At 64.9% G+C, this 19957-nt stretch carries 19 protein-coding genes and 1 tRNA gene; 5 read left to right on the forward strand and 15 right to left on the reverse strand.

Going from position 1 to position 19957, the window contains the following annotated elements; all coding sequences use genetic code 11:
- Window positions 1-31: 31 nt before the first annotated feature.
- The 11 genes from pheT to SB771_RS11655 form a co-directional block, all read right to left on the reverse strand.
- Window positions 32-2461: a phenylalanine--tRNA ligase subunit beta gene (gene pheT, locus SB771_RS11605; RefSeq protein ID WP_175660677.1), complete on the reverse strand. Its 2430-nt coding sequence runs from the start codon at window positions 2459-2461 to the stop codon at window positions 32-34.
- Between the two features lie 96 nt (window positions 2462-2557).
- Window positions 2558-3571: a phenylalanine--tRNA ligase subunit alpha gene (pheS, locus tag SB771_RS11610; RefSeq protein WP_041489802.1), complete on the reverse strand. Its 1014-nt coding sequence runs from the start codon at window positions 3569-3571 to the stop codon at window positions 2558-2560.
- 148 nt (window positions 3572-3719) lie between these two features.
- The gene (rplT, locus tag SB771_RS11615) at window positions 3720-4079 is read right to left on the reverse strand and encodes a 50S ribosomal protein L20 (RefSeq protein ID WP_006052502.1); all 360 of its coding nucleotides are present in this window, start codon (window positions 4077-4079) and stop codon (window positions 3720-3722) included.
- 30 nt (window positions 4080-4109) lie between these two features.
- Window positions 4110-4307 carry a 50S ribosomal protein L35 gene (gene rpmI / locus SB771_RS11620; protein WP_004191477.1) on the reverse strand — a complete coding sequence of 66 codons (198 nt, stop codon included), beginning with the start codon at window positions 4305-4307 and terminating at the stop codon, window positions 4110-4112.
- 190 nt (window positions 4308-4497) lie between these two features.
- The gene (gene infC, locus SB771_RS11625) at window positions 4498-5022 is read right to left on the reverse strand and encodes a translation initiation factor IF-3 (RefSeq protein WP_081467222.1); all 525 of its coding nucleotides are present in this window, start codon (window positions 5020-5022) and stop codon (window positions 4498-4500) included.
- A 49-nt stretch (window positions 5023-5071) separates the two neighbouring features.
- Window positions 5072-6979 (reverse strand): threonine--tRNA ligase, encoded by a 1908-nt coding sequence (gene thrS, locus SB771_RS11630; RefSeq protein WP_011656673.1) that lies wholly within the window; start codon window positions 6977-6979, stop codon window positions 5072-5074.
- Between the two features lie 270 nt (window positions 6980-7249).
- Window positions 7250-7326 (reverse strand) — tRNA-Val (locus tag SB771_RS11635).
- Between the two features lie 95 nt (window positions 7327-7421).
- Window positions 7422-9641 (reverse strand): RelA/SpoT family protein, encoded by a 2220-nt coding sequence (locus SB771_RS11640; RefSeq protein WP_175660676.1) that lies wholly within the window; start codon window positions 9639-9641, stop codon window positions 7422-7424.
- A gap of 39 nt (window positions 9642-9680) precedes the next feature.
- Window positions 9681-10034, reverse strand: coding sequence for a RidA family protein (locus SB771_RS11645; protein ID WP_006486103.1), 354 nt, complete (start codon window positions 10032-10034; stop codon window positions 9681-9683).
- Between the two features lie 71 nt (window positions 10035-10105).
- On the reverse strand, window positions 10106-11002 hold the full coding sequence (locus tag SB771_RS11650) for an alpha/beta fold hydrolase (protein ID WP_175660675.1): 897 nt from the start codon (window positions 11000-11002) through the stop codon (window positions 10106-10108).
- A gap of 131 nt (window positions 11003-11133) precedes the next feature.
- Complete coding sequence (locus SB771_RS11655; RefSeq protein WP_175660885.1) at window positions 11134-12039, reverse strand: LysR family transcriptional regulator; 906 nt, start codon at window positions 12037-12039, stop codon at window positions 11134-11136.
- 138 nt (window positions 12040-12177) lie between these two features.
- Here SB771_RS11655 and SB771_RS11660 point away from each other — a divergent pair, with 138 nt between their 5' ends.
- Genes SB771_RS11660 through SB771_RS11670 form a run of 3 tightly spaced genes read left to right on the forward strand, consistent with a single transcriptional unit; the run spans window position 12178 to window position 14508 of the window.
- Window positions 12178-12735 carry an ester cyclase gene (locus SB771_RS11660; protein WP_175660674.1) on the forward strand — a complete coding sequence of 186 codons (558 nt, stop codon included), beginning with the start codon at window positions 12178-12180 and terminating at the stop codon, window positions 12733-12735.
- Window positions 12736-12746: 11 nt separating this feature from the next.
- Complete coding sequence (locus SB771_RS11665; RefSeq protein WP_175660673.1) at window positions 12747-13757, forward strand: polysaccharide deacetylase family protein; 1011 nt, start codon at window positions 12747-12749, stop codon at window positions 13755-13757.
- A 37-nt stretch (window positions 13758-13794) separates the two neighbouring features.
- Complete coding sequence (locus tag SB771_RS11670; protein WP_175660672.1) at window positions 13795-14508, forward strand: SDR family oxidoreductase; 714 nt, start codon at window positions 13795-13797, stop codon at window positions 14506-14508.
- A 77-nt stretch (window positions 14509-14585) separates the two neighbouring features.
- Here the strand turns inward: SB771_RS11670 and SB771_RS11675 are convergent, their stop codons facing one another.
- Both SB771_RS11675 and SB771_RS11680 read right to left on the reverse strand, forming a co-directional pair.
- Entirely contained in the window at window positions 14586-15227 is a 642-nt protein-coding gene (locus SB771_RS11675; RefSeq protein WP_354161904.1) for a CoA transferase subunit B, read from the reverse strand.
- Window position 15228: 1 nt separating this feature from the next.
- Window positions 15229-15933, reverse strand: a complete 705-nt coding sequence (locus SB771_RS11680; RefSeq protein ID WP_006753329.1) for a CoA transferase subunit A — start codon at window positions 15931-15933, stop codon at window positions 15229-15231.
- A gap of 223 nt (window positions 15934-16156) precedes the next feature.
- Here SB771_RS11680 and SB771_RS11685 point away from each other — a divergent pair, with 223 nt between their 5' ends.
- The gene (locus tag SB771_RS11685; protein ID WP_011656664.1) at window positions 16157-16702 is read left to right on the forward strand and encodes a PAS and helix-turn-helix domain-containing protein; all 546 of its coding nucleotides are present in this window, start codon (window positions 16157-16159) and stop codon (window positions 16700-16702) included.
- A gap of 106 nt (window positions 16703-16808) precedes the next feature.
- Here the strand turns inward: SB771_RS11685 and SB771_RS11690 are convergent, their stop codons facing one another.
- Window positions 16809-17240, reverse strand: coding sequence for an acyl-CoA thioesterase (locus tag SB771_RS11690; protein WP_006753331.1), 432 nt, complete (start codon window positions 17238-17240; stop codon window positions 16809-16811).
- A gap of 32 nt (window positions 17241-17272) precedes the next feature.
- Complete coding sequence (locus SB771_RS11695) at window positions 17273-18049, reverse strand: SDR family oxidoreductase (RefSeq protein WP_011656663.1); 777 nt, start codon at window positions 18047-18049, stop codon at window positions 17273-17275.
- Window positions 18050-18227: 178 nt separating this feature from the next.
- Here SB771_RS11695 and SB771_RS11700 point away from each other — a divergent pair, with 178 nt between their 5' ends.
- Window positions 18228-19901 carry an electron transfer flavoprotein-ubiquinone oxidoreductase gene (locus tag SB771_RS11700; protein WP_175662578.1) on the forward strand — a complete coding sequence of 558 codons (1674 nt, stop codon included), beginning with the start codon at window positions 18228-18230 and terminating at the stop codon, window positions 19899-19901.
- Window positions 19902-19957 lie beyond the last annotated feature (56 nt).

Here is a 19957-nt window from a genome sequence, read left to right on the forward strand (position 1 = left end):
AAAGCCGCCCGCCAACGGGCGGCCCCTCTCCTTAGCCGCGCAGGCGGGCACCGGCACGAGCCATTCGCTCGACCAGCGTCTGGATCGCCTGATCGACGACCTCGTCCTGTAGCGTGCCAGCCGGATCCTGCAGCGTCACGCGGAAGGCAAGGCTCTTCTCGTGCGCGGCAAGGCCACCGGAAGTATTTGATTTTGCACGAAATTCGTCGAAGAGTACAACCTTCTGAACGAATCGGCAGGCGTCTTCGGCCAGCGCCTTCTTCATTTCGTCGAAAAGTGCCTGAACCTCGACCGCCTGATCGACCACGACGGCGATATCGCGCCGTACCGGCGGGAATTTCGATACGTCGGTCGGAGCCGGCAGCGCACGCGCGGTGAGCGCGTCCGTGTCGATTTCGAACATCACCGGCGCGTGCGGCAGCTCGTACTTCTGCATCAGGCGCGGATGCAGCTCGCCGATCCAGCCGACCGCGCGGCCATCGACTTCGATGCGCGCGCTGCGGCCCGGATGAAGGGCCGGATGTTCGGCCTTCACGAAACGCGCGGCGGCCGGCGCGAGCAGCGCCTCGAGATCGCCCTTCACGTCGAAGAAATCGACTGCGCGCGTGGCCACGCCCCACTGCTCGTCGACCGCCGGGCCGTACGCGAGCGCGCCAACACGTTTCGGCTGCGTGTAGCCTTCGACGGTCAGCTCGCCGGCCTTAACCGACGAATCGGCGAGGAACACGCGGCCGGCCTCGAACACGCGCACGCGATCCGCGCGACGGTTCAGGTTGTGGCGCAACACCGAGATCAGGCTGCCGAACAGCGTCGTGCGCATCACCGACAGCTGGCTCGCGATCGGATTCAGCAGGCGAATCGGGTTGTCGTTGCCGGCGAAATCGTGCTCCCACTCCGCATCGACGAAGCTGAAGTTGACCGTTTCCGCGTAGTCGCGCGCCGCCAGCGCATGACGGATGTCGTGGATCGAACGCTGCGTTTCGTTGGTCGCGCGCATCTCGCTCGTCGCGACCGGCGGACGCGCCGGAATCTTCTCGAAGCCGTAAATGCGTGCGACTTCCTCGATCAGGTCTTCCTCGATCTCGATGTCGAAGCGGTGCGACGGCGGCGTGATCAGGAATGCGTCGTCGTCACGCACGAACGGCAGGCCGAGGCGCGTGAAGATGTCCGCGATCTCGTCGGCGTCGATCTTCACGCCGATGATGCGGTTCGCGCGCGATACGCGCATCTTCACCGGCGCGCGCTGCGGCAGGTTGACCGCCTGATCGTCGATCGGGCCGGCCTTGCCGCCGCAGATCTCGAGAATCAGTTGCGTAATGCGCTCGACGTGCTCGACGGTGGTTGCGTAGTCGACGCCGCGCTCGAAGCGATGGGCCGCATCGGTCGAGAAGTTGTACTTGCGCGCGCGGCCACGGATGCTGTCCGGCCACCAGAACGCGGCTTCCAGATAGATGTTGGTGGTGTCGAGCGTGACGGCCGTGCTGTCGCCGCCCATGATGCCCGCGAGGCTTTCGACGTGGCGGTCGTCCGCGATCACGCCGACCGTTTCGTCGAGTTCGACCGTATTGCCGTTCAGCAGCTTCAGCGATTCGCCGCGCTTGCCCCAGCGCACCTCGATGCCGCCGTGGATCTTGTCCAGGTCGAACACGTGCGACGGACGGCCAAGCTCGAACATCACATAGTTCGAGATGTCGACGAGCGCCGACACGCTGCGCTGGCCCGAACGCTCGAGGCGCTCGACCATCCATTGCGGCGTCTTCGCGTGCGCGTTCACGCCGCGGATCACGCGGCCGGAGAAGCGGCCGCACAGATCGGGCGCGGCAATGCGCACGGGGAGCGTCTCGTCGAGCTCGACGCGCACCGGGCGGATATCGACCGGCGTCAGCGGCGCGCCGGTGATCGCGGCCGTCTCGCGCGCGATGCCGAACACGGACAGGCAATCGGCCTTGTTCGGCGTCAGCTTGATTTCGAAGATCGTGTCGTCGAGATTGAGCGTGTCGCGGATGTCCTGGCCGACCGGCGTGTCTTCCGGCAGGATCAGCAGGCCGCTGTGGTCTTCGGACAGCTTCAGCTCGCGCGCCGAGCACAGCATCCCCTGGCTCTCGACGCCGCGCAGCTTCGACAGCTTGATCGCGAACGGCTTGCCGCCCTCTTCCGCCGGCGGCAGTTCCGCGCCGACCAGCGCGACCGGCACCTTGATGCCGGGCGCCACGTTCGGTGCGCCGCAAACGATATTCAGCGTCGCGCCGGTGCCGGCGTCGACCTGGCAGACATTGAGCTTGTCCGCATCCGGATGCTTGACGACTTCGAGCACGCGGCCGACGACGATCTTCGACGTCGGCGGCGCAGCCTTGCTCAGCGATTCGACTTCGAGCCCCGCCATCGTCAGCGCGTGCGACAGCTCGTCGGTCGTCAGCTGCGGGTCGACAAAGGTTCTCAACCAGGATTCAGGGAATTGCATGGATGTCTACGTTCGAAACAGGTTAGATCGACGCCCGGGCCCCGTCGGAAACGTCCGGCGGGGCGTGCGCGGGCACATGTCGGCGCGGCGCGTGCGTTATGCGAACTGGCGCAGGAAACGCAGGTCGTTCTCGAAGAACAGCCGGAGATCCTGCACACCGTAGCGCAGCATCGTCAGGCGCTCGAGGCCGCTGCCGAACGCAAAGCCGATGTAGCGCTCGGGATCGAGGCCCATGTTGCGGATCACGGTCGGATGCACCTGCCCCGAGCCCGAGATCTCGAGCCATTTGCCGGCGTTCTTGCCGTGCTCGAACATCATGTCGATCTCGGCCGACGGTTCCGTGAACGGGAAATACGACGGACGGAAGCGCACGAGGATGTCGTCGCGCTCGAAGAATTTCTTCAGGAAATCGGTATAGACGCCCTTGAGGTCGGCGAAGCTGATGTTCTCGTCGATCCACAGCCCCTCGACCTGATTGAACATCGGCGAGTGCGTCGCATCGCTGTCCACGCGGTACGTGCGGCCCGGCGCGATCACCTTGATCGGCGGACGGTTCATGCGCGCGTAACGCACCTGCATCGGGCTCGTGTGCGTGCGCAGCAGCAGCTGGCGGCCGTCGGCATCCTTGCCTTCGACGTAGAAGGTGTCCTGCATCGAACGCGCCGGATGGTTCTCCGGGCTGTTCAGCGACGTGAAGTTGTACCAGTCGGTCTCGATTTCGGGACCGTCGGCCACGTCGAAGCCGATCGAGCGGAAAATCTGTTCGACGCGCTCCCACGTGCGCATCACCGGGTGCAGGCTGCCTGCACCGGCGCCGCGGCCCGGCAGCGTGACGTCGATCGCCTCGGCGGCGAGGCGCTGGTTCAGCAGCGCGTCGGCGAGCGCCTGGCGACGTGCGTTCAGCGCGGCTTCAACCTGCTGCTTCGCGACGTTGATGCGTGCGCCTTCGGTCTTGCGTGCTTCGGGATCGAGCTTGCCGAGGCCCTTGAGCAACTCGGTCAGCGCACCCGACTTGCCGAGAAATCGTGCTTTCTCGTTTTCGAGCGTGGTGATGTCGGCAGCCTGTTCGAAGGACTGCTGCGCGTCGGCGACAATCTGGTCCAGATCCATAGATCCCATCATTTCCAACGTCATTCGGTCTTGGCGAGCAAATCTGCCCACCAAACAAAAAAGGGGCTCGGAAGAGCCCCGTTTTCGCTGCAGCGGCCGAAACTACCGGAACATCGCTGCAACTCACCACGCAGTGCTAATTTCGCAATTAGGCTGCAACGGCGGCTTTCACCTGCTGGACGATCGCAGCAAAAGCAGCCTTGTCGAACACCGCCATGTCGGCCAGGACCTTGCGGTCGAGTTCGATCGACGCCTTCTTCAGGCCGTTGATGAACACGCTGTAGGTCATGTCGTGCTGGCGAACTGCCGCGTTGATACGCGTGATCCACAATGCGCGGAACACACGCTTCTTGTTGCGGCGATCGCGGTACGCGTACTGACCAGCACGCATCACCGCCTGCTTGGCGATGCGGTAGACGTTATTGCGACGGCCGCGATAACCCTTGGCCAGCTTGATGATCTTCTTGTGGCGGGCCCGTGCGGTTACCCCACGTTTGACTCGAGGCATGTTTCTCTCCTTAGAGTATCAGTTGAGGGGTTACGCGAACGGCAGCATTGCGCGGACGGAGTTCAGATCGGAATCATGAACTGCCGTTGCGCCGCGCAGGTGACGCTTGTTCTTCGTGGTTTTCTTGGTCAGGATGTGACGCTTGAAGGCTTGACCGCGCTTGACGGTACCGCCCGGACGCACCACGAAGCGCTTTGCAGCACTCTTCTTGGTCTTCATCTTAGGCATGACGAACAACTCCAGTTTATTAGATGGCGATGGGTGTGCGGTTGGCATGCGCCCTTGACCCGCCCTTCGAAACCCAGTCCACTTGTGTACGGCGAACCGCTTGCGCAGCCGCCGTCATTGCTGGCGCGCCACCCTGACCGGGCAACGCACCGAACCACTTGCGAACCTGCGCGCCGTGCGCGCGGGCCCGTTACTTCTTTTTCTTCGGCGAGAGCACCATGATCATCTGGCGCCCTTCCATCTTCGGCATCTGCTCGACCTGGCCGACTTCCTCGAGATCCGTGCGCAGACGTTCCAACATCCGCATGCCGATCTCTTGGTGAGCCATTTCGCGGCCGCGGAAACGCAACGTGATCTTCGTCTTGTCGCCCTCTTCGAGGAAGCGCACGAGATTGCGGAGCTTGACGTTGTAGTCACCGTCATCGGTACCCGGGCGGAATTTGACTTCCTTCACCTGGATGACCTTCTGCTTCAGCTTCGCTTCGTGCTGCTTCTTGGACTCCTGATACTTGAACTTGCCGTAGTCCATCAGGCGGCAGACCGGGGGAACCGCTTGCGGCGCGATTTCCACGAGGTCGACATCCAGTTCTTCCGATTTACGGAACGCATCAGCGAGTTTTACGATACCGAGCGGTTCGTTCTCGAGCCCGACCAGACGCACTTCCGGCGCAGAGATTTCACCGTTGATGCGATGCGACGACTTATCAGTAGCGATGTTACGTTTCCTCTAAAAATTAAAAAAACGAGCCGCGCTGCCAGGGCGGTTACTTGAACGAACGCAGGTCTTCCTGCAGACGCTCAACGAAGGCTTCGATCGGCATAACGCCAAGATCGACGCCGCCACGGGCACGCACGGCTACCGTTTGCGCATCACGCTCCTTATCACCCACGACGAGGAGATAAGGCACCTTTTCCAGCGTGTGCTCGCGTATTTTATAGCTAATCTTCTCGTTGCGCAAATCGCCCGCCACCCTAACCCCTTGTTTTTGCAACGTTTGGGTCAGAGAGTGTGCATATTCCACCTGACTTTCGGCGATATTGAGCACAACTGCCTGGAACGGCGCGAGCCAGGCCGGCATCGCGCCGGCATGGTGCTCGATCAGAATGCCGAGGAATCGCTCCATCGAACCGACGATCGCACGGTGCAGCATCACCGGCCGGCGGCGGCTGTTGTCCTCCGCGACGTACTCGGCACCGAGGCGCTCCGGCAGCACCATGTCGAGCTGCAGCGTGCCGCACTGCCACGAACGGCCGAGCGCATCCTTGATGTGGTACTCGATCTTCGGACCGTAGAACGCACCCTCGCCCGGCAGCTCTTCCCACGACAGGCCGCACGCCGTCAGCGCGTCGCGCAGGCCCTGCTCGGCACGATCCCACGTTTCATCGGTGCCCGCACGCTGTTCGGGGCGCAGCGACAGCTTGATATCGATGTGCTCGAACCCGAAATCCTTGTACACGCTCATCGCCAGCGTATTGAACGCGATCGACTCGGCGATGAACTGCTCTTCCGTACAGAAGATGTGCGCATCGTCCTGCACGAAGCCGCGCACGCGCATCAGGCCATGCAGCGCGCCCGATGCCTCGTTGCGGTGGCACGAACCGAATTCCGCATAGCGCAGCGGCAGGTCGCGGTACGAGCGCAGGCCGTGCTTGAACACCTGAACGTGCCCCGGACAGTTCATCGGCTTGATCGCGTAGTCGCGCTTCTCCGACTCCGTCGTGAACATGTTCTCGCGGTAGTTCTGCCAGTGGCCCGACGCTTCCCACAGCGAGCGGTCCATGATCATCGGCGTCTTGATCTCGAGGTAGCCGGCGTCGTTCACGCGGCGGCGCATGTACTGCTCGACCTGCTGCCACAGCGCCCAGCCCTTCGGATGCCAGAACACCATGCCCGGCGACTCTTCCTGCATGTGGAACAGGTCGAGCTGCTTGCCGAGCTTGCGGTGGTCGCGCTTTTCCGCTTCCTCGAGCATGTGCAGGTATTGGTCCTGGTCTTCCTTCTTCGTCCAGGCCGTACCGTAGATGCGCTGCAGCTGCTCGTTCTTCGAGTCGCCGCGCCAGTACGCGCCCGCGACCTTCATCAGCTTGAAGACCTTCAGCTTGCCGGTCGACGGCACGTGCGGGCCGCGGCACAGATCCGTGAAGCCGCCGTGCGAGTACAGCTTGATTTCGTCGGTTTGCGGAATCGATTCGATGATCTCGGCCTTGTACTTCTCGCCGATGCTGCGGAAATAGCCGGCCGCCTCGTCGCGCGACACGACGCGGCGCGTCACCGGCTCGTCCTTCTTCGCGATTTCCTGCATGCGCTTTTCGATCTTTTCCAGATCTTCGGGCGTAAACGGGCGGTTATACGAGAAGTCGTAGTAGAAGCCGTTGTCGATCACGGGACCGATCGTCACCTGCGCATCCGGATACAGTTCCTTCACCGCGTACGCGAGCAAGTGCGCGGTCGAGTGACGGATGATGTCGAGACCGTCGGCATCCTTGTCCGTGATGATCGCGAGCGCTGCGTCGCGATCGATGACCGTGGACGTGTCGACGAGCTCGCCGTCGAGCTTGCCTCCAAGCGCAGCCTTCGCGAGGCCGGGACCGATCGAGGCTGCAACCTCGGCAACTGTCACCGGATGCTCGTATTGTCGAACTGAGCCGTCAGGCAAGCGTATCGAAACCATAGCAATCTCCGTGATGCCGACAGTGGGCGGCAAACCAGGTACGCGATATAAAAGTCGCGCGCGAAATTTCGCGACAAAAAAAATGCGGCCCCGCTTTCGAGGGGCCGCATTCGATACTTCACTCAGGCTGAAAGGGCGAAAACGTTCCTCGACTAGCGTCGCTCCGAAAAGGTTTCGGTCAACGTTCGCGGTGTCATAACCGTATTCGCCCTGTTCGCGTTGAGTTATCTACTGCATCGAATACCCGGAAACCGGGCATTCTCAATTCGTTGGTAGGCTCGATTGGACTCGAACCAACGACCCCCACCATGTCAAGGTGGTGCTCTAACCAGCTGAGCTACGAGCCTAGAGAAGCTAAGATTATATGGAGCCAGCGCCGACTTGGCAAGTGTTTTATGCGGCCGCAGCAAAACGACCGCGTTCCGCCCCCATTACGAGGGCGTCACGTCTTGCGCCCCGCCCGCACGACGCCCGCCACTTCGCCAAGCAGCGTGCACGCACGCTGCACCTGCGCGGAATTCGACACCTCGACCGTGAACTGCATGAACGCCGCATTGCGGCGGCTCTGCGTCTTCACGCCCACCACGTTCATTTTCTCGCGCGCGAACACTTCCGAGATGTCGCGCAGCAAGCCTTGCCGGTCACTCGCCTCGATCATCAGGTCGACCGGATAGACGGACGCGCCGCGTCCGCCCAGCACGTCGGCGGACCAGGTCGTCTGCAGCACGCGCTCCGGCGCCCGTTCGGCCATCCGCCGGAAGGTGGGGCAGTCGCTGCGGTGAATCGACATTCCCTTGCCGCGCGTGACGAAACCGCTGATCGGGTCGGGCGGCGCCGGACGGCAGCAGCGCGCAAGCTGGGTCAACAGCGCATCGACGCCGACCACCAGCACGCCGGTCGACGCGCCGTGCGCGACACTCGCCCCGCTGCTGCGCTTCTCGAAATCGGCGGGCGCCTCGGGCGCATGCTCGGGCGGCGGCGCATCGGACAGCGCGTGCTCGACGTGGCGCAGGCTGAATTCTTCCTTGCCGACGACCGAGAACAGTTCGTCGGGCGACTTGAAGCCGAGCTTCGCGGCGAGGTTGTCGAGATTGACCGACGTCTTGCCCTCGCGCTGCAGCGTCTTTTCGACGAGCGCGCGGCCATGCGCGATGTTCTCTTCCTGCTCGATCGAGTTGAACCACGCGCGCACCTTCTGTCGCGCGCGTGAACTCTTCAGGTAGCCGAGTTGCAGGTTCAGCCAGTCGCGCGACGGGCCGCCCTCCTTCACCGCGACGATCTCGACCGTCTGGCCGTTCGCGAGCGACGTGTTCAGCGGCACCATCACGCCGTCGACGCGCGCGCCGCGGCAGCGATGGCCGAGCTCGCTGTGCAGGTGGTACGCGAAATCGACCGGCGTCGCACCCTGTGGCAGCGCGATCACGCGCGCCTGCGGCGTCAGCACGTAGATGTGGTCGTCGTCGAGCGACGTCTCGCGCAGCTGGGCCCACGCCTGGTCGCCCGACACTTCGACGTCGTCCTTCCATGCGAGCAGCTGGCGCAGCCACGCGATCTTCTCGTCGTACTTGTCGCTCGCCGAGAACTGGCCACCATAGCCGCGTGCGCCGGCTTCCTTGTAGCGCCAGTGCGCGGCGATCCCGTACTCCGCGAAGCGGTGCATTTCCTGCGTGCGGATCTGCACTTCGAACGCGCGACCGTCGTCGCCGATCACGACCGTATGCAGCGACTTGTAGCCGTTCGGCTTCGGGCGCGAGATGTAGTCGTCGAATTCCTTCGGCACCGGCTGCCACAGGTGATGCACGATGCCGAGCACCGCGTAGCAATCCTTGATGTCCGGCACGATCACGCGGAACGCCCGCACGTCGTACAGCTCGGCGAAGTCGAGCTCCTTGCCGCGCATCTTGCGCCAGATGCTGTAGATGTGCTTCGGCCGCCCGCTCACGTCGGCCGAGATGTGCGCCTCCGCCAGCTCGTGCTGGAGCCGCTCGATCGCCTGGGCGACGTACGCCTCGCGCTCGACGCGCTTCTCGTCGAGCAGCTTGGCGATGCGCTTGTAGGTGACCGGATCCTCGAAGCGGAACGCGAGATCCTCGAGCTCCCACTTCAGTTGCCAGATGCCGAGACGGTTCGCGAGCGGCGCGTAGATCTCGAGTGTCTCGCGCGCGACGTCGGGCGGCGGCTCGATCTTCGCCGCCGCGTAATACCGCAGCGACTGCAACCGCGACGCCAGCCGGATCAGCACCACGCGGATGTCCTGCGCGAACGCGAGCAGCATCTTGCGCAGCGCCTCGATCTGCGTGCGCCGCTCTTCCGCCGCGTCGCGCCCGGCTTCAGGCATCGCATTCTGCGCGCGCAGGCTGACGGTGCCGAGCCGCAGCAGCTTGCGCACGTCGGACACGAGCCGCGCGACCTCTACGCCGAACCGTTCGGTCAGTTCCCGCTCGGGATCGTTCAGATGCGGCGTCAGCACGAACAGCGCGGCCGCCTGCATCGCTTGCGGGTCGACGTTCAACGTGCGCATGATCGACGCCGTGCCCGCCGAGTGATCGGCGAGCAGTTCGCCCGTCGACAGGCGCGCGTCGCCGGCCCGCTCGCGCACGAACGCGAGCACGTCGTCGAACGACGGCGCCGCGACGGAAGAAGCGGTAACGGACTCGGTCATCGCACGGCCTGGCGTATTGCGGTCATCGTGATGCTTCGCTCAGCTCCGCTGCGCGGCGACGACGACGATCTCGACCAGCAGCGCCGGATCCGCGAGCTTCGCCTCGACGGTCGCGCGCGGCGGCGTGTTGCCCGGCGCGACCCACGCGTCCCACTCCGCGTTCATGCCTTCGAAGTTCGCGAGATCCGAAATGTAGATCTGCACCGACAGCAGATGCGCCTTGTCGCTGTTCGCTTCGGCGAGCAGGCGGTCGATGTGGCCCAGCACTTCGCGCGTCTGGCCCCTGATGTCCTGGGTGGTGTCTTCGGCGATCTGGCCAGCCAGATACACGGTACCGTTGTGGATCGCGGTTTCGGAGAGACGGGCTCCGACGTGGTGACGAATGACTGCCATGGAATGTTCCGGTCGTTTGAGTGGTGAAGAATCGGCGACGGCGCGGCGCCGAACCGCATATTATGACGCGTTTATGAGACGCCTTCGACGAAAAACCGCCGCGCGAGCGCAATCTGGTCGGCGTTCAGGAATGCCGGCGCGTGCCCCGTGCCCGGAATTTCCGCCTGCGCCACATGCCGGCCGCGGCGCACCATCTCGGCGGCGGTCTCGCGCGACAACAGGTCTGAATCGGCGCCGCGCACGACGAGCAGCGACGCATCGGTCGTCTCGATCGCGCGCCACAGCGCGGCCTCACCGAGCGCGGCCAGCTCGGCCGTCGTCGCCTTGAACGGCTGGGCGATGCGCGGATCGTAGCGCATCGTCCAGCCGCCGTCGGGCAGCTCGCGCAGCAACGGCCGGTTGATCTCGCGCCATTCGTCGGCGGTCAACTCCCCGAACGGCAACGACAGCGACGTCAGATAGTCGACGCCCTCCTGCTCGGTCGCGAAGCGCGGCTGCACGCCGAGGTATTCGCCGATGCGCGTCAGCGAATCGGGTTCGATGCGCGGGCCGACGTCGTTGACGATCATCCGGCGCAGCGGCGAACCGGGCAGCCCCGCGAGCGCCATGCCGATCAGCCCGCCCATCGACGTGCCGAACCAGTCGACCGACTCGACGTCGAGCCGCGCGATCAGCGTGACCATGTCGGCCACATATTGCGGAATCGCGTAATGCCGCGGATCGGCAAGCCAGTCGGAGCGACCGCGCCCGACGATGTCGGGGCAGACGACGCGATACGTATCGGACAGCGCGGCGGCGAGCCGGTCGAAGTCGCGCCCCGAACGGGTCAGGCCATGCACGCAGACCAGCACGCGCGGATTGGCCGGGTCGCCCCATTCGGTATAGGCGACGTGGTGAAGGCCGGCGGCGCTTGCACACTGCACGCGTCGCTGACGGGGAACCGGGGGATTCGCTGAGGTGATCGGCATCGTTGGGATCCTGTCGAACGGAGGCGGCGCGGCGGGCAACGCGTGCGCCGCCCGATGCAAACGATTGTAAACCGCTTCGTCAACGCAGGTCGTCACGCACGCCCTACCGCAGGCACATCGTTCGCGCGCGCTCAGCCGCCGCGGCCCCATGCGTCGCGCAACTGCTCGCGCAGGAAATCGACGAATGCGCGCACGCGCAACGGCACGTGACGACCACCGGGATAAACCGCATGAAGCGGCGCCGCCGGCGCCGCGAATGCCGGCAGCACGCGGATCAGTCGACCGGCATCGAGATCGGCACCGACGTCCCAGATCGACTTCAGCGCGATGCCCGCCCCCTCCAGCGCCAACGTACGCGCCGCGCCGCCGTCGTTCGTCAGCAGCGCGGCCGTCACCTCGACCGCAACTGCGCCGTGTTCACCGTCGAACCGCCACTCGGCACGCGGCTGGTCGCCCATCACGATGCATCGGTGCGCACGCAGCTCGGCCGGTTCAGCCGGCAAACCGTGCGCGGCGACATAGCCCGGCGACGCGCAAAGCACACGATGATTGGGCGCCAGCTCGCGCGCGATCATCGTCGAATCGGCGAGGCTGCCGATCCGCACGGCGATATCGATGTCGTGCGCGAGCAGATCGACGATCGCATCGGTCAGCATCAGTTGCACGATCAGTTCGGGATGCCGCCGCTGAAACGCCGCGATGAGCGGCGCGATCCGCAACCGGCCGAGCTCGCCCGGCGCCGTCACGCGCAGCACACCGCCGACCGTGCCGCGGCGATCGCTCATCAGCGTTTCGGCACGCTCGACTTCGGCGAGGATGCGCAGCACCTGCGCGTGGAACTGCGCACCGTCGTCGGTCAGCGTCTGCTGCCGCGTCGTCCGGTGCAGCAGACGCACGCCGAGCTGCGATTCGAGATGCGCAAGCCGCTTGCTGACGACGGACAGCGACAAGTCCAGCTCGCGCGCCGCCGCCGACAGGCTGCCGGCCGACACGATCCTCGCGAAGGTATCGAGCGCCGGGAGATCGTCGATCAGCATCGCGGCACCGTCCCCGAGCAAACCTTTCCTTTTTTCGAATAATCCATTCGATTTCTGACCGTATTTAGATGGAAATCGAAAACCTACCATACCTGTTCCGCGTCGTCGCACGACGCCATCCACAGGACACCCGAAACCATGTCGATTCGCCTTCTTTCGGCCGCTCGCCCGATCACCCGTGTCATCGCCGCGGCCGCCTGCGTCGTTGCGCTGTCGCCGGCCGCCTCCCACGCGGCCGGCCTCGTCGAGCCGCACAGCCCGACCGTCGCGGCCGACCTGCCGGCCCAGCAGGCACGCGCGCAGATCCTCGCCGCGCGTCGCTACGGCACGTTCTGGGATACCGGCGACGCCAGCCTCGCCCAAACGGCACTCGCCACCGGCTTCATCGACCGGACGCTTCCGGCCGGCCGCGCACAGGGTGTATCCGGACCGCTCGCGGCATCCCAAACGATGCGCGCGGCCATCCCGGACTTGCGTTGCGACATCGAGCAGATGATCGTCGCGGGCGACCGGGTCGTCGTGCACCTGCATTTTCGCGGGCACTTCACCGGCACGTTCAATGGCACGGCCGGCAGCGGGCAGACGGTCGACTTCATCGCGACCGACATCTACCGGATCGATCACGGCCGGATTGCGGAAAACTGGCACATCGAGGACAACCTGACGCTGATGCGTCAGCTCGGGCTCGTCGGCTGAAGGAGAGGACGATGAGTTACAACGACTCCCATTCGCCGACGCCTCCGGCGCGCCGCACGTTTCTGGCACAGGCCGGCGCCGGGCTGGCGGCCGGCGTCGTGATGGTCGCGGGCGCCTCGCAGCCGGCCGCCGCCGCGTCGGCACCGCAGCCGGAAGACACGCGCGCCGGCGGATTCTGGCCGAACGATACGCGGCTCGTCATCTCGATCTCGATGCAATTCGAGGCCGGCGGACAACCGCCGAAGGGCGCGGACAGCCCGTTCCCGCCCGTCGAATTTCCATCGTCGGTGCCGGTCGATCTGGCGTCGGCCACGTGGTTCGCGTATGGCTATCGTGAAGGGATTCCGCGCCTGCTCGACCTGTGGGATCGGCATGGCGTGAAAGTCACGTCGCACATGATCGGGGAGGCCGCACGCCGGCATCCCGAACTGGCGCGCGAGATCGTGTCGCGCGGCCACGAAGCGGCCGCGCACGGCCCGACATGGCGCTCGCAATTCGCGATGAACCGCGACGACGAGCGTCGTTTCCTCACCGAGGCCCGCGACATGGTCGAAGCGGTGACGGGACAGCGCCCGGTCGGCTACAACTGCAACTGGCTGCGGCGCGGCCCGCACACGCTGCCGCTGCTGCAGGAACTCGGTTACGTGTATCACATCGACGACGTCAGCCGGGACGAGCCGTTCATCGAGACCGTCGGCGGTCGCGATTTCGTGGTCGTCCCGTACACGCTGCGCAACAACGACATCCTGCTGATCGAGGGCCGCAACTACTCGCCGACGATGTTTCTCGAGCAGATCAAGCTCGATTTCGACCAGCTGTACGCGGAAGCCGGGCAGCGGCGCAGATTGATGTCGATCAGCGCGCACGACCGGATCAGCGGCACACCGCAGATGGTCCGCGCCTGGGACGCTTTCCTGCGCTACGCCCGATCGCATCCGGGGGTGGCCTTCATGCGCAAGGACGACATCGCCCGCTTCGCGCTGCGCAGCCCGTCGACGCTGCGCGAAGCCGAAACGATCTGACCGGCTTCCGCTCACCTCCTCTTATCGGACCAACACCATGAACGATCCACTCCACGGAAAGAAAGTACTTGTTGTCGGCGGCAGCTCGGGTATCGGCGCCGCGGCCGCGAAAGCCTTCGCGCAACGCGGCGCTGTCGTGACGATCGCATCGCGCGACCCGGCCAGGGCCGGTGCAGATGCCGCGTCGGACGGGCACGTGCGCACCGAAGCGCTCGACATCACCGATACGGCGGCCGTCGATGCGTTCTGCGCGCGCGTCGGCCAGTTCGATCACGTCGTGATTTCGGCCGCGAAGACGGCCACGGGCCCGCTGCGCGCACTGCCGCTTGCCGACGCGCAGGCTGCGATGGACAGCAAGTTCTGGGGCGCATACCGCATCGCCCGCTCGATCGACATCGCACCCGGCGGTTCGCTGACATTCGTGTCGGGTTATCTCAGCGTGCGGCCGAGCGCGTCGTCGGTGCTGCAGGGTGCGATCAACGCGGCGCTCGAGGCGCTCGCCCGCGGCCTCGCGCTCGAGCTGGCGCCCGTGCGGGTGAACACCGTGTCGCCGGGCCTGATCGCGACGCCGCTGTGGGACAAGCTCGCCCCCGACGCGCGCGATGCGATGTACGCCGGCGCCGCCCAGCGCCTGCCCGCACGCCGCGTGGGCCAGCCCGAGGACGTCGCGAACGCGATCGTCTACCTGGCCACGACGCCTTACGCGACCGGTTCGACGGTACTGATCGACGGCGGCGGCGCGATCGCGTGACGCGTGCGGTGATGGCAAAACGCCCCGCGTTCCTGACGGAACGCGGGGCGTCGAGGGTCATGCGGAAAGAACGATGCTCAGGCGACCGCGCTCACATCGAGCGGTGCGCCCGTCTTCGCCTGGATCTCTTCCGCGCTCACGCCGTCGGCGAGTTCGAGCACCTTCAGGCCGGCCGGCGTCACTTCGATCACACCGAGATCGGTGATGATCAGGTCGACCACGCCGACACCCGTCAGCGGCAGGTTGCATTCGTCGAGAATCTTGTGCTGGTCGCCCTTCGCGACGTGCTCCATCAGCACGACGACGCGCTTCACGCCCGCGACGAGATCCATCGCGCCGCCCATCCCCTTGATCATCTTGCCCGGGATCATCCAGTTCGCGAGGTCGCCCGTCTTGCTGACCTGCATCGCGCCGAGGATCGCGAGGTTGATGTGGCCGCCGCGAATCATCGCGAACGAATCGGCCGACGAGAAGATCGACGAGCCCGGCAGCGTCGTGACGGTCTGCTTGCCGGCGTTGATGAGATCCGCGTCGACTTCGTCCTCGGTCGGCGACGGGCCGATGCCGAGCAGGCCGTTCTCCGACTGCAGCCACACCTCGACGCCTTCCGGCACGTGGTTCGCGACGAGCGTCGGCAGGCCGATGCCGAGGTTCACGTAGAAGCCGTCCTGCAGTTCCTTCGCCGCGCGCGCGGCCATCTGGTCACGATTCCAGGCCATGTCAGTCTCCTTTCGCGCGTACGACGCGTTGTTCGATGCGTTTCTCGGGCGTCGCGTTCAGCACGATGCGCTGCACGAAGATGCCCGGCGTGTGAACCTGGTCCGGATCGAGCGTGCCGTTCTCGACGATCTCCTCGACTTCCACGACGGTGATCTTGCCGGCCATCGCGCACATCGGGTTGAAGTTGCGCGCGGTGCGGCGATAGATCAGGTTGCCGGACTTGTCGGCCTTCCACGCCTTCACGAGCGCGACGTCGGCCGTCAGCGACGGCTCGAGCACGTAGTGGCGATCGCCGAACTGGCGCGTTTCCTTGCCTTCCGCGATCACGGTGCCGTAGCCGGTGTTCGTGAAGAAGGCGGGAATGCCGGCGCCGCCCGCGCGCAGCTTCTCGGCGAGCGTGCCCTGCGGCGTGAATTCGAGCTCGAGTTCGCCGGCCAGGTACTGGCGCTCGAACTCCTTGTTCTCGCCGACGTACGACGAGATCATCTTCTTGATCTGGCGCGTTTCCAGCAGCAGGCCGAGACCGAAGCCGTCGACGCCCGCGTTGTTGCTGATGCAGGTAATGCCCTTGACGGCCGAATCGCGCAACGCGCCGATCAGTGCCTCGGGAATCCCGCACAGGCCGAAGCCGCCCACCGCGAAGGTCTGTCCGTCACGGACGATCCCTTCCAGCGCGGCGGCCGCGCTTGGATATACTTTGTTCATCTGTATGTCCCTTCCTCTATGGAAACCAGCAAAACCGGTTCACGCGCCCACTGGGCCGCAAGCCCGCCGCACCATTCTATGCATGCACGGCGATACCTGCGTCGAGGCGCGCTGTTTTTATATCGCGGCAAACCACCGCGAGATGCCTGAAAGGGTACGATGCGGCGCGGATACGGCACAATACGCAAAAATACATAAGCATTTCCCTCCGCCTGCCTGCGCCATGCCCGCTCTCGATTACCAGACTGCCTTTCACCTCGCGCCGCTCGGCCTCGTGATGTCGCGCGACCGCGTGATCGAGGACTGCAACGACGCGCTCGCGTCGATCTTCCGCTGCGCGCGCGCCGATCTGCTCGGGAAGTCATACGAGGTGCTCTATCCGTCGCCGGGTGAATTCCAGCGGATCGGCGAACGCATTTCGCGCGTGATGATCGCGAACGGCATCTACGCCGATGACAGAATCATGAAACGGGCCGACGGCGAGCTGTTCTGGTGCCATGTGACGGGCCGCGCGCTCGACCGCACCGCACCGCTCGCGGCCGGCATCTGGACCTTCGAGGACTTGAGCGCGACACGCCGCGTCGCCGTCGAGCTGACGCCGCGCGAACGCGAGATCGCCGCGCAGCTCGCGACCGGCAAGACCAGCAAGCAGATCGGGCGCATGCTCGACATCAGTTCGCGCACGGTCGACATCTATCGCGCGCGGCTGATGCGCAAGTACGGCACGAACAATACGCCGGAGCTGCTGCAGCGCCTGCTCGGCCAGTGACTCGCGCGCCGCAATGGCAATCGGCCGCGTGACGCGGCCGATTCGGGAGAACTTCAGGAAATGGCGACACACCGGCGCCCGTGCACCGGCGTCGATGCCGCCGCGCTCAGCCGACCTTCGCCGCGAGCGCGCGCTCGATCGTATCGCGCAACAGTTGCGGCAGCGGCACCGATTTGCCGAGCGCATAGTCGACCCACACGCAGCGCGCATTGCCGCGCGCGTAGACGTGCTGCGGATCGTCCGCGCGCGTCAGCTCGAAACCGGTGTCGAAGCTGCTGCGGCCCGGCTTCGCGGCCGACATCCGCGCGATCACGTCGCCCGGATAGTGCAGTTGCTTCAGGAACTCCATCGACGCCGTGACGATCACGGGCCCCTGCCCCTCGCCGTTGCCGCCCGCGATGCCGAGTTCCTCGAACCACGAGATCCGCGCCTGTTCCATGTAGCGGAAATAGACCGTGTTGTTCACATGGCCGAACGCATCCATGTCGCCCCAGCGGATCGGCATCGACATTTCAAATACGGGGGAATATTCGCTCATTGCAGTCTTCTTTGTTGCTGAATGTCATCCACTCAGGCGAGGCCGAAGCCGTCGTCGGCGGAGATAATCGAGCCGTTGATGAACTGCGACTCGTCGGCCGCGAGCAGCAACAACAGCCCGTCGAGATCCTGCGGCTTGCCGACCCGCCGGCGCGGCAGTATCGACTGCAGCTTCTGGCCCTGCTCGGTTTCCCACAGGTAATGATTGATTTCGGTGTCGATATAGCCCGGACAGATCGCATTGACGTTGATCCCGTGGCGGCCCCATTCGAGCGCCATCGCGCGCGTCATCTGCACGACCGCCGACTTGCTCATCGCATACAGCCCGATCTGCGGGAACACGCGCAGGCCGGCCACCGACGCGATGTTGATGATCCGGTACGGCGGCTTGCCGTTGCCGTTCGCACGCATCATCATCCGTTTCGCGACTTCCTGCGCGACGAAAAACGCGCCGCGCGTGTTGGTGTCGAACACGAATTCGAAATCGGCCGGCGTGACGTCGACGAGCTTCTGCATCGTCGAGACGCCCGAATTGTTCACGAGGATGTCGATCGTACCGGCTTCCGTCTCCGCGTGCGCGATGGCCGCCTTGATGCTCTGCACGTCGGTGACATCGAGCGACACGACGTGTGCGGCACCGCCCGCCGCCTCGATCTCCGCGCGCAGTTCCTTCAGGCGCTCGACGCGGCGGCTCGCGAGCACGACCTTCGCACCGGCCTGCGACAGCACCTGCGCGAAGCGTTGCCCAAGCCCGCTCGATGCGCCCGTGACCAGCGCGACCTTGCCTTCCAGATTGATCGATCGACCCATTGCACATCCCCTTTCGATATCGTTTCGCCGCGACGGGCGCCCTGCCCCACGCAGCATAACCCTGGCACAAAAAATAGAACGATCGTGCTAATCTATTCGCATGCTGTTGCGGCAAGCGTTTCGTTTCGCAGACAATACGCTCCCGAATAAAAGCATTCTAACGGTTAGAGGAACGCCAATGACCCCCGCAAGCCTCATCGAGCAGTACGGCCCGCGCGAATCGATGGAATACGACGTCGTGATCGTCGGCGGCGGCCCCGCCGGGCTGTCGGCGGCGATCCGGCTCAAGCAGCTGGCCGCCGAGAAAGGCACCGAGATCGGCGTGTGCGTGCTCGAGAAGGGTTCCGAGATCGGCGCGCACATCCTGTCGGGCGCGGTGATGGACCCGCGCGCGATCACCGAACTGTTCCCCGACTGGAAGGAACGCGGCGCGCCGCTCGACGTCGCGGTGACGGAAGATCGCTTCCTGTTCCTGTCCGAGAACAGCGCGGTCACCACGCCCAACTGGGCGTTGCCCGCCAACTTCCAGAACCACGGCAACTACGTGATCTCGCTGGGCAACGTCACGCGCTGGCTGGGGGCACAGGCCGAAGCGCTGGGCGTCGAGATCTTCCCGGGCTTCCCGGCAGCCGAGATTCTCTACAACGACGACGGCTCCGTGAAGGGCGTCGCCACCGGCAACATGGGCGTGGGCAAGGACGGCGAGCCGACCGAGAACTTCCAGCTCGGCATGGAGCTGCACGCGAAGTACACGCTGTTCGCCGAAGGCTGCCGCGGCCACCTCGGCCGTCAACTGATCTCGAAGTTCAAGCTCGACGCGAACGCGGATCCGCAGGCGTACGGGATCGGCATCAAGGAGCTGTGGGAGATCGATCCGGCGAAGCACAAGCCCGGCCTCGTGATCCACACGGCCGGCTGGCCGCTGAAGTCCGATACGTACGGCGGCTCGTTCCTGTATCACATGGACAACAACCAGGTGGTGGTCGGCTTCGTGGTGGGCCTGGGCTACACGAACCCGTACCTGTCGCCGTTCGAGGAATTCCAGCGCTACAAGACGCATCCGTCGATCCGCGCGTTCCTGGAAGGCGGCAAGCGCGTGTCGTACGGCGCACGGGCGATCACGGCCGGCGGCCTCTTGTCGCTTCCGAAGACGGTGTTCCCGGGCGGCGCGCTGATCGGCGACGACGCAGGCTTCCTGAACGCGTCGCGAATCAAGGGCAGCCACGCGGCGATCAAGACCGGCATGCTGGCGGCGGATGCCGCGTTCGATGCGGTGCAGGCCGGCCGTCAGTCGGACGAGCTCAACGCGTATCCGGATGCGTTCAAGCAATCGTGGCTGTACACGGAGCTGTACCGCGCGCGCAACTTCAAGCAGTGGATGGCCAAGGGGCTGTACCTCGGCACGCTGATGGTCGGGCTCGAGCAGAAGGTGATGGGCGGCAACGTGCCGTGGACGCTGCATCACAAGCATGCGGATCACGAGATGCTGAAGCCGGCGTCGCAATGCACGCCGATCGAGTATCCGAAGCCGGACGGCAAGCTGACGTTCGATCGTCTCTCGTCGGTGTTCATCTCGAACACGAATCACGAGGAAAACCAGCCTGCGCACCTGACGTTGAAGGATGCGAACGTGCCGGTGAACGTGAACCTGCGCACGTACGCGGGGCCGGAGGCGCGCTTCTGCCCCGCGGCGGTGTACGAGTTCGTGAAGAACGACGACGGTGGCGATCGCCTCGTGATCAATGCGCAGAACTGCGTGCACTGCAAGACCTGCGACATCAAGGACCCGACGCAGAACATCGTGTGGGTCACGCCGGAAGGCGGTGGCGGGCCGAATTACCCGAACATGTAACCTGCCGGAAAACGCCGCCTCGCACGGCGTTTTTTTTCGCCCGGTCGACCGTCGAT

The organism is Burkholderia sp. SIMBA_051 (genome assembly GCF_046534915.1).
Classification (GTDB): Bacteria; Pseudomonadota; Gammaproteobacteria; order Burkholderiales; family Burkholderiaceae; genus Burkholderia; species Burkholderia ambifaria.

Bases quoted from the DNA above. Each gene is read 5' to 3' on its own strand.
- pheT (WP_175660677.1), bottom strand. From the start codon at position 2,461: ATGCAATTCCCTGAATCCTGGTTGAGAACCTTTGTCGACCCGCAGCTG.
- pheS (WP_041489802.1), bottom strand. From the start codon at position 3,571: ATGGATCTGGACCAGATTGTCGCCGACGCGCAGCAGTCCTTCGAACAG.
- rplT (WP_006052502.1), bottom strand. From the start codon at position 4,079: ATGCCTCGAGTCAAACGTGGGGTAACCGCACGGGCCCGCCACAAGAAG.
- rpmI (WP_004191477.1), bottom strand. From the start codon at position 4,307: ATGCCTAAGATGAAGACCAAGAAGAGTGCTGCAAAGCGCTTCGTGGTG.
- thrS (WP_011656673.1), bottom strand. From the start codon at position 6,979: ATGGTTTCGATACGCTTGCCTGACGGCTCAGTTCGACAATACGAGCAT.
- SB771_RS11640 (WP_175660676.1), bottom strand. From the start codon at position 9,641: ATGACCGAGTCCGTTACCGCTTCTTCCGTCGCGGCGCCGTCGTTCGAC.
- SB771_RS11645 (WP_006486103.1), bottom strand. From the start codon at position 10,034: ATGGCAGTCATTCGTCACCACGTCGGAGCCCGTCTCTCCGAAACCGCG.
- SB771_RS11650 (WP_175660675.1), bottom strand. From the start codon at position 11,002: ATGCCGATCACCTCAGCGAATCCCCCGGTTCCCCGTCAGCGACGCGTG.
- SB771_RS11655 (WP_175660885.1), bottom strand. From the start codon at position 12,039: ATGCTGATCGACGATCTCCCGGCGCTCGATACCTTCGCGAGGATCGTG.
- SB771_RS11660 (WP_175660674.1), top strand. From the start codon at position 12,178: ATGTCGATTCGCCTTCTTTCGGCCGCTCGCCCGATCACCCGTGTCATC.
- SB771_RS11665 (WP_175660673.1), top strand. From the start codon at position 12,747: ATGAGTTACAACGACTCCCATTCGCCGACGCCTCCGGCGCGCCGCACG.
- SB771_RS11670 (WP_175660672.1), top strand. From the start codon at position 13,795: ATGAACGATCCACTCCACGGAAAGAAAGTACTTGTTGTCGGCGGCAGC.
- SB771_RS11675 (WP_354161904.1), bottom strand. From the start codon at position 15,227: ATGGCCTGGAATCGTGACCAGATGGCCGCGCGCGCGGCGAAGGAACTG.
- SB771_RS11680 (WP_006753329.1), bottom strand. From the start codon at position 15,933: ATGAACAAAGTATATCCAAGCGCGGCCGCCGCGCTGGAAGGGATCGTC.
- SB771_RS11685 (WP_011656664.1), top strand. From the start codon at position 16,157: ATGCCCGCTCTCGATTACCAGACTGCCTTTCACCTCGCGCCGCTCGGC.
- SB771_RS11690 (WP_006753331.1), bottom strand. From the start codon at position 17,240: ATGAGCGAATATTCCCCCGTATTTGAAATGTCGATGCCGATCCGCTGG.
- SB771_RS11695 (WP_011656663.1), bottom strand. From the start codon at position 18,049: ATGGGTCGATCGATCAATCTGGAAGGCAAGGTCGCGCTGGTCACGGGC.
- SB771_RS11700 (WP_175662578.1), top strand. From the start codon at position 18,228: ATGACCCCCGCAAGCCTCATCGAGCAGTACGGCCCGCGCGAATCGATG.